Source organism: Enterobacter sp. UPMP2060, assembly GCF_053709655.1.
This window is the reverse complement of sequence record NZ_JBSKJQ010000019.1, coordinates 1-12,655: the sequence shown is the minus strand read 5'-3', so window position 1 is coordinate 12,655 and position 12,655 is coordinate 1. Positions and strand designations below refer to the sequence as shown.

Sequence of the window (12,655 nt, the reverse complement as noted above, 5' to 3'; positions counted from 1 at the left end):
TATGCAACGAGGGATAGTCTGGGTAGTCGATGACGATAGCTCCATCCGTTGGGTGCTTGAACGCGCGCTCACTGGGGCAGGATTAAGCTGCACGACGTTTGAGAGCGGCAGCGAAGTGCTCGACGCACTCACCACCAAAACGCCAGATGTTCTGCTTTCGGATATTCGTATGCCGGGCATGGACGGGCTGGCGCTGTTAAAGCAGATCAAACAACGCCACCCTATGCTTCCGGTCATCATAATGACCGCGCACTCCGATCTGGATGCCGCAGTGAGCGCCTATCAGCAAGGGGCGTTTGATTACCTGCCCAAACCGTTTGATATCGACGAAGCGGTGGCGCTGGTTGAGCGCGCGATTAGCCATTATCAGGAGCAGCAACAGCCGCGCCACGCGCCCGATTTTGGGCCAACGACAGATATCATCGGTGAAGCGCCGGCGATGCAGGACGTGTTTCGCATTATCGGTCGTTTGTCCCGCTCGTCCATCAGCGTATTGATTAACGGTGAGTCGGGAACCGGTAAAGAGCTTGTGGCGCATGCATTGCACCGCCACAGCCCGCGGGCAAAAGCGCCGTTCATCGCCCTGAATATGGCGGCGATCCCGAAGGATTTGATTGAGTCCGAACTGTTCGGCCATGAAAAAGGGGCATTTACCGGCGCCAATACCATTCGCCAGGGGCGGTTCGAACAGGCTGACGGCGGCACGCTGTTCCTGGATGAGATCGGCGATATGCCGCTGGATGTCCAGACCCGCCTGCTGCGCGTGCTGGCCGACGGGCAGTTTTATCGCGTGGGCGGCTATGCGCCGGTGAAGGTGGACGTGCGCATTATCGCCGCGACCCACCAGAACCTGGAGCAACGCGTGCAGGAAGGAAAATTCCGTGAGGATTTATTCCACCGTCTGAACGTCATCCGCGTTCATCTGCCGCCGCTGCGTGAACGTCGGGAAGATATTCCCCGCCTGGCGCGCCATTTCCTGCAGGTGGCCGCTCGTGAGCTGGGTGTGGAAGCCAAGCAGCTTCACCCGGAAACCGATGCCGCTCTGACGCGTCTGGCGTGGCCGGGCAACGTGCGTCAGCTGGAAAACACCTGCCGCTGGTTAACCGTGATGGCCGCCGGGCAGGAAGTGTTGATTCAGGATTTACCGGCCGAGCTGTTTGAAGCGACCGCGCCTGAAAGCAGTACCGGGCACGCGCTGCCGGACAGCTGGGCGACGCTGCTGGCGCAGTGGGCCGACCGCGCGCTGCGTTCCGGTCATCAAAACCTGCTGTCTGAAGCTCAGCCGGAGATGGAGCGTACGCTGTTAACTACCGCGCTTCGTCATACGCAGGGCCATAAGCAGGAAGCCGCTCGCCTGCTGGGATGGGGACGTAATACCCTGACGCGCAAGCTTAAAGAGCTGGGAATGGAGTGATCGTACGCCGCTGTGTAAAGGTTATTCCTTGAGCGCAAATTGCCGTTATTTTGCGCTTTACTGTTCCGATGAGTTTTGTATGATCGTGCCCGGAAATTGGGGGTGAACATCATGCTGGAAACAATCGTGAATATGCTCTCTAGCGGAGCCGCTGAAAGCCACACGCCACAGACAGCCGTTGCGGCCATGTTGTGTGCGGCGTTGGTGGGGCTGTTTAGCTAGCGAGTTGAACGTAAAAGCCGGGTGGCGGCTTCGCCTTACCCGGCCTACGTTTTGTGCATTTTGCAATGCGCCTTAAATCACCCGCGAGAACTGCTGCAGTCGCGCTTTCTGACGTAGATACGCGTCAAAGCACATGCAAATATTACGGATCAACAGACGCCCTTTCGGCGTGACCTCAATCGCGCTCTCCGACACATCCACCAGCCCGTCTTTCGCCAGCGGTGCAATCAGCTTCAGGTCTTCCGCAAAATAATCGCTGAAGTGAAGATCCCACTGCGACTCAACGTCGCTGAAATCGAGACGGAAATTGCAGATTAGCGCCTTAATCACATCGCGTCGGATGCAGTCGTCGCGCGTTAACGCAATGCCGCGCCACAGCGCGTTGCCCATTTCATCAACCTGCTGGTAGTAAAGCTTCAGCTCTTTCTGGTTCTGCGCGTAACAGTCGCCAATCATGCTGATAGCGGAGACGCCCATCCCCAGCAAATCGGTATCGCCCTGGGTTGTGTAGCCCTGGAAGTTACGGTGCAGAACACCTTCACGCTGCGCAATCGCCAGCTCGTCATCCGGACGGGCAAAGTGATCCATCCCGATAAACTGATAGCCGGTTTCGGTCAGCGAGGTAATGGTTTCCTGCAGGATATCCAGCTTCTGCTGGGCAGAAGGAAGATCGGCATCTTTGATTTTTCGCTGAGCGGCAAAGAGCGTCGGCAGATGCGCATAGTTAAAGACGCTCAGGCGGTCCGGGTTGAGTTCGGCCACGCGCTTCAGGGTGAAGGCGAAGCTTTCCGGCGTTTGCTTTGGCAGGCCGTAAATCAGGTCAATATTGGTCGAGGTGAAACCAATCTCGCGCGCGTGATTGAGTAAGGCAAAGATAAATTCTTCGTCCTGCTCGCGGTTCACCAGACGCTGAACCTCTTTATTGAAATCCTGCACGCCCATACTCAGACGATTGAAGCCTTCGGCGCGTAAGTGATCCAGTACATCCAGCTCAATTTCACGCGGATCGACTTCGATCGAGATTTCAGCGTCGGCGTTAAAACTGAAATTGCCGCGCAGCAGGGTCATCAGGCGGCTGATTTGCGCTTTATTCAGATAGGTTGGCGTACCGCCGCCCCAGTGCAGCTGGCTGACGTGACGGCCAGCAAAAAGCGGCGCGCGATGGACAATTTCTTGTTCGAGCGCATCAAGATATTGGTCGGCTTTGTGCTGCTGACGGGTAACGATTTTATTGCAGCCGCAGAAGTAGCAAAGCTTGTGGCAGAACGGAATATGGACGTAGAGCGACAGCGGACGCTCAGGATAGCGCGCGACAGCCTGCTGGAAATCAGCCTCGCCGAAGGCATCGGAGAACTCCAGCGCGGTGGGGTATGACGTATAACGCGGCCCGGAATAGTTATATTTCTGGATTAGGGCCAAATCCCAGTCGATAGTTGGTGCTGACATGCTCACTCCTTCCGTTGGTGTCGCGTTCGTATACGGCGGCCCGTTCTGGCCCCATCGCGGGCCATCATTCGGGTGCGCAGCCACTTCTGTCGCCGCGACAACCGCCGTAGTTTAACGAATAACCACACCAGATAACATATAACCGGAAGGGTTATAAGCAGGACTATCGTGCCTGCCGGGTGCAAATGTTAGTTTCCACCCTTCAGAAGACGCATCATATCTTCCTGCTTCTCGTCTTCTTCTTCATCTTCGTCATCGTCGTATGACAGGCCCAGCTTCTGCATCAGTTCATCGATACGATCCAGTTTGGCATCCACCCATGACTGCTCTTCAGCGGTCAGGGTTTCACCCTCTTCAAGACGTTCCAGCAGCGCGTCCAGGCGCTCATCGTTCTCCAGCAAATCCAGCTCAGCCTGCGGTGAAAGCATAGGTTTCTCGCTCTTTGGTTTGTGCTGCTTAGTGACCGGGGTGTCTGTCACGCCCAGTGGAATGGGAGTTTTACTGCCGATACGAGGGTCTTTCTGCTGTTTGCCTTTTGCAGAAGCACCCGCTGCACCACCACCGTTGGCACGGCTACCCGCAGCGTGACCGCGATGTTTTTTGTCGCGTTTGCGATCGCGCGCTTCCTGGTTCAGTTCTTCGCGCGTTTTGCGGCGTGCTTTTGCAGGGCGTTTCGCGCCCGCAGCGGAGGTTGGTTTTTTCATGATGTTTTATCTTTAAGTCGTTTTCTTCAGTATAGAATTGCGGCGAAATCTAGCAGAAAGCAAGCAAAGAAAAAAGGCGACAGAGCAATCTGTCGCCTTTTTTCCTGACTCACAACCCTTAGCGGGTCAGACATTCCGTGTTTGCCAACAACAAACCCTGTTTATCCCTTGGCTAATACCGTCCGTGATACGGTTCCATTTCCTTTTAAAACGCCTCCAGGCGCTGGTCATCCTGACAATCCTGCGTCTTCGCCTCCTGGCGCTCCTGACCCTAATCCTTAAGTCGATTTCCTGTTGGCTTCCTCGCCCTGACGCACACTTTACCTTGTTCCGTTAAACTAACAAGCAACGAAACGGTACAAAAAGGATTTTTCAGACAATTACCCGGAAATAAGCTTATGATTTAAAACAGTTTGGCTTTTTTGACGCCTGCGAATTCTCTGAAATCTCCCATAGCATCACTGGCCGATCTCTCACACCGATTGGGGCATTCGCCTACAGCTCATAGCAATCAGAAAAGCCTTTTGGCTGCATTCGGGTATAATCCCCTTCAGATTACGATTTTGGAGACGACCACGTGACTACCTGGAACTACCAACAGACGCATTTTGTCACCAGTGCGCCCGATATTCGCCACCTTCCTTCTGATACCGGTATTGAAGTGGCATTTGCTGGCCGCTCCAATGCGGGGAAATCCAGCGCCCTGAATACGCTGACCAATCAGAAGAGCCTGGCGCGTACCTCAAAAACACCTGGCCGTACCCAGCTGATCAACCTGTTTGAAGTCGCAGAGGGCAAACGCCTGGTCGACTTACCGGGCTACGGTTACGCGCAGGTACCGGAAGAGATGAAAATCAAGTGGCAGCGTGCGCTGGGTGAATACCTGGAAAAACGCCTGTGCCTGAAAGGTCTGGTGGTGCTGATGGATATTCGCCATCCCCTGAAAGATCTGGATCAGCAGATGATCGACTGGGCTGTAGCAAGTGATATCGCCGTGCTGGTGCTGCTGACGAAAGCCGATAAGCTGGCGAGCGGCGCGCGTAAAGCGCAGGTGAATATGGTTCGCGAAGCGGTGCTGGCGTTCAACGGTGATGTGCAGGTTGAGCCGTTCTCCTCGCTGAAAAAGCTGGGCGTGGACAAGCTGCGTCAGAAGCTCGATACCTGGTTTAGCGAGCTGGAACCCGCGACGGAAGCGGAAGAAGCGTAATACCGAGCGCGGCGATAGCCGCGTTTTTTTTGCCTGAATTTTTCTTTGCCGCAATAAAAAACGCCCCAGTCATTACTGACTGGGGCGGCTAAAATATTCAGCCAAATCCGATTACGTGAAGTAAAAGGTCTGAAAGATAGAACATCTTACCTCTGTACCCTACGCCGACAACTCTACCCCTTTTTGTGCTGCAGAAAAAGCACTTTTTGTAGTTTTTTTTCATTCTTTACATAGGGAATTCTAATGATTGTCACAAAACGCGCGTTGTTATGTTGCAAACTTACATAAAAAGCGCGTTATGCGAAGAACCCTTAGTGAGCCTGATCCCAGTTTTCGCCACTTCCCACTTCCACCAGCAACGGCACGTCAAGCGTCATGCTGCTTTCCATCAGTTCGTGGATCTTCTTCGACACGGCGTCGAGGTCGTCTTTGTGCACTTCAAATACCAGTTCATCGTGTACCTGCATGATCATCTTCACGCGAGGCTTCTCTTTTTCCAGCCAGGCATCAACGGCGATCATTGCACGCTTAATAATATCCGCCGCGGTACCCTGCATCGGGGCATTGATCGCCGCTCGCTCTGCGCCAGCGCGACGCGCCGCGTTGCTGGATTTGATGTCCGGTAGGTAGAGACGGCGGCCATCCAGGGTTTCGACGTAACCTTTTTCCTTCGCCTGCGCGCGGGTGCGTTCCATGTATTCCAGCACGCCCGGATAACGCTCGAAGTAGAGATCCATATACTTCTGCGACTCTTTGCGCGGAATATTGAGCTGGCGCGAAAGACCAAATGCACTCATGCCGTAAATCAGACCGAAGTTGATCGCCTTAGCACTGCGGCGCTGTTCGTTGGTCACGCTGTCCAGCGGCAAGCCGAAGACTTCCGCCGCGGTTGCCCGGTGGATATCCTTCCCTTCGGCAAACGCGGTCAGCAGGCCTTTGTCGCGGGACAGATGCGCCATAATGCGCAGCTCAATTTGCGAGTAGTCAGCAGAGACAATCAGATAATCCTCTGGTGCGATGAAAGCCTGGCGAATACGGCGGCCTTCTTCGTTACGTACCGGGATGTTCTGCAGGTTGGGATCGGTTGATGAGAGACGACCGGTCGCCGCGACAGCCTGATGGTACGACGTGTGCACGCGGCCCGTTTTCGGGTTGATCATCAGCGGGAGCTTGTCGGTGTAGGTAGACTTCAGCTTCGCGAGGCCACGGTACTGCAGAATCACTTTTGGCAGCGGGTAATCCAGCGCCAGCTCTTCCAGCACCTCTTCAGAGGTTGACGGCGCGCCGCCAGGAGTTTTCTTCAGCGGCTTGATGCCCTGCTTTTCAAACAGAATGGTTTGCAGCTGCTTCGGCGAAGAGAGGTTAAACGGCTCGCCTGCAAGCTCATGCGCTTTTTGCTCGAGCTCGGTCAGACGCTGCGCCAGCTCCCCGGAGTGGTTATGCAGCACCGTTGGGTCAATCTTCACGCCGTTGCGTTCAATGCGGGACAGAACGGGTACTAGCGGCATCTCAATATGCTGGAACACGTTCAGCGGACCTTCATGCTTCTGCAGTTTTGGCCACATCTTCAGGTGCAGCTGTAGCGTGACATCTGCGTCTTCCGCCGCGTAGCGCCCCGCTTCTTCCAGAGCAATCTGGTTAAAGGTGAGCTGATTTTTCCCTTTACCGGCAATCTCTTCAAAGGTGATCGTTTTGTGCTTGAGCCAGCGGTCAGATAAGGAATCCATATCATGGCGGCCCGCGACGCTGTCCAGAATGTAGGATTCAAGCATGGTGTCGAAGGCAATCCCGCGCAGTTCAATGCCGTAGTTTTGCAAAATACCGCGGTCGTACTTGAGGTTTTGTCCAACCTTGAGCGCCTTTTCGTCTTCCAGGATCGGCTTCAGCAGCTCAAGCACGCGTTCACGGGAGATCTGCTCCGGCGCATCCAGGTAATCGTGCGCCACAGGGACGTAGGCGGCAATACCCGGCTCTGTCGCAAATGACAGGCCAACCATATTGGCAGAGATGTTATCGAGGCTGTCGGTTTCGGTATCAAAGGCGAAGACCGGCGCCTTTTTCAGCTTATCGATCCAGGCGATCAGCCGTGACTCTTCAAGAATGGTTTCGTAGTTGTCGAAGGAAAGCGCCACGGCTTCTTCTTCCGCCTGCTCTTCTGCGTCAACGACGATCGTCTCCTTCGGCTTTGCAGCAGGTTTGGCCCCTTTCGCCTGCAGCCATTTACCGGCTTCCACGTCAGCGGTCCAGCGCTTGAATTCGTATTTCTTAAACAGGCTCAGCAGATCGTCAGCGGAAGGCTGTTGCACTTCAAGCTGCTCACAGCCCAGCTCCAGTTCGACATCGGTTTTGATTGTGGCCAGCTTATAGGAGAGATAAGCCACCTCTTTGTTCTCTTCCAGTTTTCCGGCCATGGTTTTTGCGCCACGGAAGGAGAGCCCGGCGATTTTGTCTGACTCCGCGTAGAGCGTATCCAGACCACCCAGCCCCTGAAGCAGCGCCTGCGCGGTTTTTTCACCGACGCCAGGGACACCCGGGATGTTATCCGAGGAGTCGCCCATCAACGCGAGGAAGTCGATAATCAGCTCAGGCGGCACGCCGTACTTTGTGACCACTTCTTCTGGCCCCAGAATGGTGTTGGTCATGGTGTTAATCAGGGTGATGCCTGGCGTCACCAGCTGCGCCATATCTTTATCACCGGTGCTGATCAGCACAGGACGCCCCATCTTTTCTGCTTCACGCGCCAGCGTACCGATGACGTCATCGGCTTCAACGCCAGAGACGGCCAGCAGCGGCAGCCCCATCGCTTTTACCATGGTGTGCAGCGGCTCAATCTGCGCGCGCAGATCGTCAGGCATTGGCGGACGGTGAGATTTGTAATGCTCAAACAGCTCGTCGCGGAAAGTTTTACCTTTCGCATCAAAGACCACAGCCGCATGGGTTGGCTGATACTGAAGGATCAGGCTGCGCAGCATGTTCAGCACGCCGTACATTGCGCCGGTGGGTTCCCCTGCGCTATTGGTCAGAGGAGGAAACGCATGATATGCCCGATACAGGTAAGAAGAGCCATCGACGAGAATAAGAGGGTTTTCTGGGATCTGAACCATAATGTCCGTGCCTTTAATCAATTTATGGGTAAAGGATGCCACAGAAGGATGAAAACATCAGGTATTAGCGCCAGATACAGGAAAAGATTTTGCGATCGTGAGGATCGCTCGCAAAAATCAAACTGTGGATAAGTTTGTGTATATTTTCACTTCATATGAATAACAGACGTAAAAAATACATATGCGTTAATTTTTAGATCTTAATTATCATACTGTTATAGCATTAGATCTTATCTATATGGTCAACTGATGGCAATTTAGTCTATGTGGATATAAGCCTTGTTAAGCGCGCAATCACAGAGAAATCGTCTGCGACAGGGTAAAAGCGGCCAAATCATCACGTCAAAGCGCCATTCATTTGTCTTTTTTCTGGTAAAATTAGCGCCCGGCGTTGCATAGCCGACCGCTCACTTACAGCTAACTACCTGAAAAAGCTCATCATGCCGAGATTGCTCGCAGCAATAACATTACTGTTAAGCATCATTTTAACTATCCTGGTGACTGTCGCCTGCTCTGTGCCGATCATCATCGCCGGGATCGTTAAACTGCTGCTGCCTGTTCCCATGGTGTGGCGAGCCGTGTCCGCATTTTGTAACTTCATGATGTACTGCTGGTGCGAAGGACTGGCGATACTGCTGTGCCTGAACCCGCATCTGAAGTGGGATATCAAAGGGCTGGAGAGTCTTAACAAGAAGAACTGGTATCTGCTGATCTGCAATCACCACAGCTGGGCGGACATCGTGGTGTTATGCGTACTTTTTCGCAAACACATCCCGATGAACAAATATTTTCTGAAACAGCAGCTCGCCTGGGTGCCTTTTATCGGACTGGCCTGCTGGGCGCTCGATATGCCGTTTATGAAACGCTATTCGCGCAGCTATTTGATTCGTCATCCCGAGCGTCGCGGCAAAGATGTGGAGACCACGCGCCGTTCCTGCGAAAAGTTTCGCGCGCATCCTACGACCATCGTGAACTTTGTTGAAGGCTCCCGGTTTACGGAAGAGAAGCATCAACAAACTCGCTCCCCTTACCAGCACTTGCTGCCGCCAAAGGCTGCGGGTATTGCGATGGCGCTTAACGTGCTGGGAGCACAGTTCGATAAACTCCTGAACGTCACGCTCTGCTATCCGGAAAACGATAAGACGCCGTTCTTCGATATGCTCAGCGGCAAACTGACGCGCATTGTTGTGCGTGTCGATCTGGTTCCGATAGATGCCGGGCTGCACGGTGATTACGTTAACGATAAGAATTTCAAGCGTCGTTTCCAGCAGTGGCTTAATACGCTCTGGAAAGAGAAAGACGAACAGATAGACAATATTAAATCTTCATACAAAAACGCCGGTCAGTGACCGGCGTTTTTACATCAGCGAAATTACTTCTTCTCAACCAGGTATTTCACGGTATCAGCATACTGCTGTACGAAGATATCCATGCTGCTGGTGTCCATGCCCTGCATGTTCAGCTGGTATTTGCCGTTAACAAACATCGCCGGAACGCCCTGAAGCTGGAGGTCAGCAGCCGCTTTTTCCTGCTGAGCAACCAGAGATTTCACCACAAAGCTGTTCCATGCTGCGTCATACTCTTCACCTTTCACGCCGGCATCAACGAACACTTTACGGATATCCGCAGTGGTCTGAACGGTCTGGGTTTTCTGTACGGCTTCAAACATTGGCGCAGTGATCTTATCTTCCACGCCCAGTGCCATCGCAACCGCCCACGCCTGGGTCAGGTCTTTACCCAATGGGCCCAGGAACTCGACGTGGTACTTGGTCATTTTGGTGCCTTCTGGCAGTTTTTTCTTCACGTTGTCAGAAACATGCAGAACCTGCTCGAACTGATAGCAGTGTGGGCAGTAGAACGAGAAGAACTCCAGAACCTGTGGCTCGCCAGCGACCGGTTTGTCCAGCGTGATGAACTGTTTGCCGTCGGTAAACTGCGCAGCAGAAGCGCTAAATGCCAGAATCATACCTGCCAGCGCCAGCCAAATTTTTTTCATGATTAACTCTCTCCTGGGTGTGTCCAATTAATACATCGGCGTTAATTGCAGAGGGGGTTCCTGAAGAACCTTGACCTGCTCAGTAAATGTAGATATCTGGCTACGCCAGTAATCCTCTCCGGTAAGCCACGGGAAATTCCGGGGAAATGCGGGATCGTCCCAACGCCTGATTAACCATGCGAGATAATAAACAAAACGCATCGCACGTAAAGGCTCAATCAGGGCAATTTCGTCTGAATTAAACGGGCTAAATTCTTCATAAGCTTCAATAATGGTTTCAAGCTGCATGCGTTGCTCGGCTTTGTCGCCATTGAGCAGCATCCATAGGTCCTGAACCGCTGGCCCCATACGCGCATCATCGAGATCGACAAACAGCGGACCATCACGCCAGAGGATATTTCCGGCATGACAATCGCCATGCAGGCGCAGGACAGAAATATCGTCGCGCCAGCAGGTTTTAACAGCAGCAATGAGCTTATCGGTGGCGTTGAGGAAATCATCCTTTAACGCAGTGGGAATCATGGCAGACGTTTCGAATATTCCGCGCGGCTCAAGAAGGTATTCCTGAATCCCGATAGTCGGGCGGGCAATAAAGGCTTTTTTGCGTCCCGTCTGGTGTATGCGCCCAAGATAGCGGGCAACCCACTCCATCTGATCAATATTATCCGCTTCAAACTGGCGGCCACCCAGGCTCGGGAATACAGCGTAGTAAAACCCTTCGTGCGTGAGGAGCGTTTGGTTATTGAATTTTAGCGGTGCGGCAACGGGAACATCGTCATCCAGCAGATCGTGAGCAAACTGATGCTCTTCCTGAATTTGTTCTGCGGACCAGCGTTCAGGACGATAGAATTTTACGACGAAGCGCTGACGATCCTCATCCTGAAACTGATAGACGCGGTTTTCGTAGCTGTTTAACGGTGTTAGCCCGGAATCCACCCGAATACCCTGTTCAAACAGGGCATCCATAATGGTGTCCGGGTGTAATGTCTGGAAAGTAAAAGCCTGGTCGTTCATCCGATCATCCGGAAATTATACGAATGATTCAGGATATCATCTTGTGGCGATTTCGGTGCCGCCGCTTACAAGCTTTTACTCTTTAATTACGCCTCGGGCGCGTAGTAATGCGGTCTTAAAATCTTCCTCATAATCTTTCTGAATACCAGGAATAACAGCATCTTTGGCAGAGTCACGCATTTTAAGGTGATAGATCAGGATGTCGTCAGAAAGGTCTGCCAGATCGCCGTCAAAACCTGACTCTTTCGCCAGTTTCTGTAAAAATTGCATCAGATTTAGCTCTGGCTCTTTTTGCCAGGCGGGCTGGAGGAGTTCAATAACTTCATTCAGACGTTTACATTTCATGGTGGTGCTCCTTTCATTTAGAGTGACACGTTAGCAGGGTCAATCCCACAATAAAAGAGGCGATATTCGTGAATCTTAGCCAGGAAATCATTGGGGTCGTTCTGGCAGGTGGCAGAGCGACGCGAATGGGGGGAAAAGATAAGGGGCTTCAACGCCTGAACGGCAAACCCTTATGGCAATGTGTCGCTGATACGCTCGCAGGCCAGGTGTCGACAATGGTCATCAGTGCTAACCGGCATATCGACACTTACCAGCTCAGCGGGTATGCCGTTTATCAGGATATCCTTGAGGATTACCCGGGACCGCTGGCCGGCATGCTTTCGGTCATGCAACAGTCTCACGGAGAGTGGTTCATCTTCTGTCCCTGCGATACCCCGTTTATTCCGTCCTGTCTTGTCGAACGTTTGTTGCTGCTTCGGGGTACGGCTCCTGTGGTTTGGGTACATGACGGCGAGCGTGATCATCCTGCTATCGCACTGATGCACCGATCCCTGGCGCCAGCCCTGCAGTACTATCTGGCTGCGGGAGAGCGCAGGGTGATGGCTTTTATGCGCGAGTCTGGCGGTCATCCCGTTGATTTTAGCGATTTAAAATCAGCATTTGTGAATGTGAATACGCCTGAAGATTTGCAGATGATGCAGGAGAAAAAATGATACCTGTTGTCGCCATTTCCGCCTGGAGTGGGACCGGAAAAACCACGCTGCTGAAAAAGCTCATTCCTGCGCTTTGTGCCAGAGGTATCCGTCCAGGATTGATTAAGCACACCCATCATAATATGGATGTCGATAGACCGGGCAAAGATAGCTATGCGTTGCGTAAAGCGGGTGCTGCGCAAACGATGGTGGCAAGTACTCAACGCTGGGCGCTGATGACAGAAACACCGGATGAGGCGCCGCTGGACCTCGCTTATCTGGTCAGCCGGATGGATCACGCCACGCTGGATCTGGTGCTGGTTGAGGGATTTAAGCATGAGGCCGTGCCTAAGATCCTACTGTTCAGAAGCGATGCCGGGCATGATTTCAGCGAATTAACGCTGGATGAGCATGTGATTGCGGTGGCCAGTGATGTTGTATTGCCGCTTGAAGTTCCGATGCTGGATTTAAATGATGTGGATGGGATTGCGGAGTTTATTGTGGAGTGGAGTGCGATCTGACTTGCCGGGTGGCAGCTTTGCCTTATCCGGCCTACAAATCTCTGTGATGC

General features: G+C 53.0%; 13 protein-coding genes. 6 read left to right on the top strand and 7 right to left on the bottom strand.

The genetic code is table 11. The features are described 5' to 3' along the window. Position 1 precedes the first annotated feature (1 nt). Both glnG and ACWKXN_RS21700 read left to right on the top strand, forming a co-directional pair. Entirely contained in the window at positions 2–1,414 is a 1,413-nt protein-coding gene (glnG, locus tag ACWKXN_RS21705) for a nitrogen regulation protein NR(I) (protein WP_023309765.1), read from the top strand. Positions 1,415–1,525: 111 nt separating this feature from the next. Next, the gene (locus ACWKXN_RS21700) at positions 1,526–1,636 is read left to right on the top strand and encodes a YshB family small membrane protein (RefSeq protein WP_023333898.1); all 111 of its coding nucleotides are present in this window, start codon (positions 1,526–1,528) and stop codon (positions 1,634–1,636) included. 72 nt (positions 1,637–1,708) lie between these two features. Here the strand turns inward: ACWKXN_RS21700 and hemN are convergent, their stop codons facing one another. Together hemN and yihI are read right to left on the bottom strand one after the other, a co-directional pair. Beyond that, the gene (gene hemN / locus ACWKXN_RS21695) at positions 1,709–3,082 is read right to left on the bottom strand and encodes an oxygen-independent coproporphyrinogen III oxidase (protein ID WP_048981036.1); all 1,374 of its coding nucleotides are present in this window, start codon (positions 3,080–3,082) and stop codon (positions 1,709–1,711) included. Between the two features lie 188 nt (positions 3,083–3,270). Further along, on the bottom strand, positions 3,271–3,786 hold the full coding sequence (gene yihI / locus ACWKXN_RS21690) for a Der GTPase-activating protein YihI (RefSeq protein ID WP_032644299.1): 516 nt from the start codon (positions 3,784–3,786) through the stop codon (positions 3,271–3,273). Positions 3,787–4,363: 577 nt separating this feature from the next. On the opposite strand from yihI, the gene yihA reads away from it, so the two are divergent. After that, positions 4,364–4,993: a ribosome biogenesis GTP-binding protein YihA/YsxC gene (gene yihA / locus ACWKXN_RS21685; protein ID WP_087822903.1), complete on the top strand. Its 630-nt coding sequence runs from the start codon at positions 4,364–4,366 to the stop codon at positions 4,991–4,993. A 97-nt stretch (positions 4,994–5,090) separates the two neighbouring features. Here yihA and ACWKXN_RS21680 read toward each other — a convergent pair whose 3' ends face one another. Both ACWKXN_RS21680 and polA read right to left on the bottom strand, forming a co-directional pair. Continuing rightward, positions 5,091–5,138, bottom strand: coding sequence for a spot 42 RNA, inhibition of DNA synthesis (locus ACWKXN_RS21680; protein WP_071892919.1), 48 nt, complete (start codon positions 5,136–5,138; stop codon positions 5,091–5,093). Positions 5,139–5,304: 166 nt separating this feature from the next. Beyond that, positions 5,305–8,097, bottom strand: a complete 2,793-nt coding sequence (gene polA, locus ACWKXN_RS21675) for a DNA polymerase I (RefSeq protein WP_182931346.1) — start codon at positions 8,095–8,097, stop codon at positions 5,305–5,307. 440 nt (positions 8,098–8,537) lie between these two features. On the opposite strand from polA, the gene ACWKXN_RS21670 reads away from it, so the two are divergent. After that, the gene (locus ACWKXN_RS21670) at positions 8,538–9,446 is read left to right on the top strand and encodes an acyltransferase (protein WP_320718387.1); all 909 of its coding nucleotides are present in this window, start codon (positions 8,538–8,540) and stop codon (positions 9,444–9,446) included. A gap of 23 nt (positions 9,447–9,469) precedes the next feature. Here ACWKXN_RS21670 and dsbA read toward each other — a convergent pair whose 3' ends face one another. The 3 genes from dsbA to ACWKXN_RS21655 all read right to left on the bottom strand — a co-directional run bounded on the left by dsbA (position 9,470) and on the right by ACWKXN_RS21655 (position 11,452). Next, positions 9,470–10,093: a thiol:disulfide interchange protein DsbA gene (dsbA, locus tag ACWKXN_RS21665; protein ID WP_033146975.1), complete on the bottom strand. Its 624-nt coding sequence runs from the start codon at positions 10,091–10,093 to the stop codon at positions 9,470–9,472. Positions 10,094–10,120: 27 nt separating this feature from the next. Further along, a complete protein-coding gene (locus ACWKXN_RS21660) occupies positions 10,121–11,107 on the bottom strand; it encodes a serine/threonine protein kinase (protein WP_039264179.1) in 987 nt (328 codons plus the stop codon). Positions 11,108–11,182: 75 nt separating this feature from the next. After that, positions 11,183–11,452: a YihD family protein gene (locus ACWKXN_RS21655; RefSeq protein ID WP_008501866.1), complete on the bottom strand. Its 270-nt coding sequence runs from the start codon at positions 11,450–11,452 to the stop codon at positions 11,183–11,185. Positions 11,453–11,520: 68 nt separating this feature from the next. On the opposite strand from ACWKXN_RS21655, the gene mobA reads away from it, so the two are divergent. Beyond that, positions 11,521–12,105, top strand: coding sequence for a molybdenum cofactor guanylyltransferase MobA (mobA, locus tag ACWKXN_RS21650; protein WP_058841938.1), 585 nt, complete (start codon positions 11,521–11,523; stop codon positions 12,103–12,105). Continuing rightward, a complete protein-coding gene (gene mobB / locus ACWKXN_RS21645) occupies positions 12,102–12,605 on the top strand; it encodes a molybdopterin-guanine dinucleotide biosynthesis protein MobB (RefSeq protein WP_048975670.1) in 504 nt (167 codons plus the stop codon). The genes mobA and mobB overlap by 4 nt, the downstream gene beginning before the upstream one ends. The last annotated feature ends 50 nt before the right edge of the window (positions 12,606–12,655 follow it).

Bases quoted from the DNA above. Each gene is read 5' to 3' on its own strand.
- ACWKXN_RS21660 (WP_039264179.1), bottom strand. From the start codon at position 11,107: ATGAACGACCAGGCTTTTACTTTCCAGACATTACACCCGGACACCATT.
- polA (WP_182931346.1), bottom strand. From the start codon at position 8,097: ATGGTTCAGATCCCAGAAAACCCTCTTATTCTCGTCGATGGCTCTTCT.
- ACWKXN_RS21700 (WP_023333898.1), top strand. From the start codon at position 1,526: ATGCTGGAAACAATCGTGAATATGCTCTCTAGCGGAGCCGCTGAAAGC.
- ACWKXN_RS21655 (WP_008501866.1), bottom strand. From the start codon at position 11,452: ATGAAATGTAAACGTCTGAATGAAGTTATTGAACTCCTCCAGCCCGCC.
- dsbA (WP_033146975.1), bottom strand. From the start codon at position 10,093: ATGAAAAAAATTTGGCTGGCGCTGGCAGGTATGATTCTGGCATTTAGC.
- mobB (WP_048975670.1), top strand. From the start codon at position 12,102: ATGATACCTGTTGTCGCCATTTCCGCCTGGAGTGGGACCGGAAAAACC.
- ACWKXN_RS21670 (WP_320718387.1), top strand. From the start codon at position 8,538: ATGCCGAGATTGCTCGCAGCAATAACATTACTGTTAAGCATCATTTTA.
- yihI (WP_032644299.1), bottom strand. From the start codon at position 3,786: ATGAAAAAACCAACCTCCGCTGCGGGCGCGAAACGCCCTGCAAAAGCA.
- hemN (WP_048981036.1), bottom strand. From the start codon at position 3,082: ATGTCAGCACCAACTATCGACTGGGATTTGGCCCTAATCCAGAAATAT.
- glnG (WP_023309765.1), top strand. From the start codon at position 2: ATGCAACGAGGGATAGTCTGGGTAGTCGATGACGATAGCTCCATCCGT.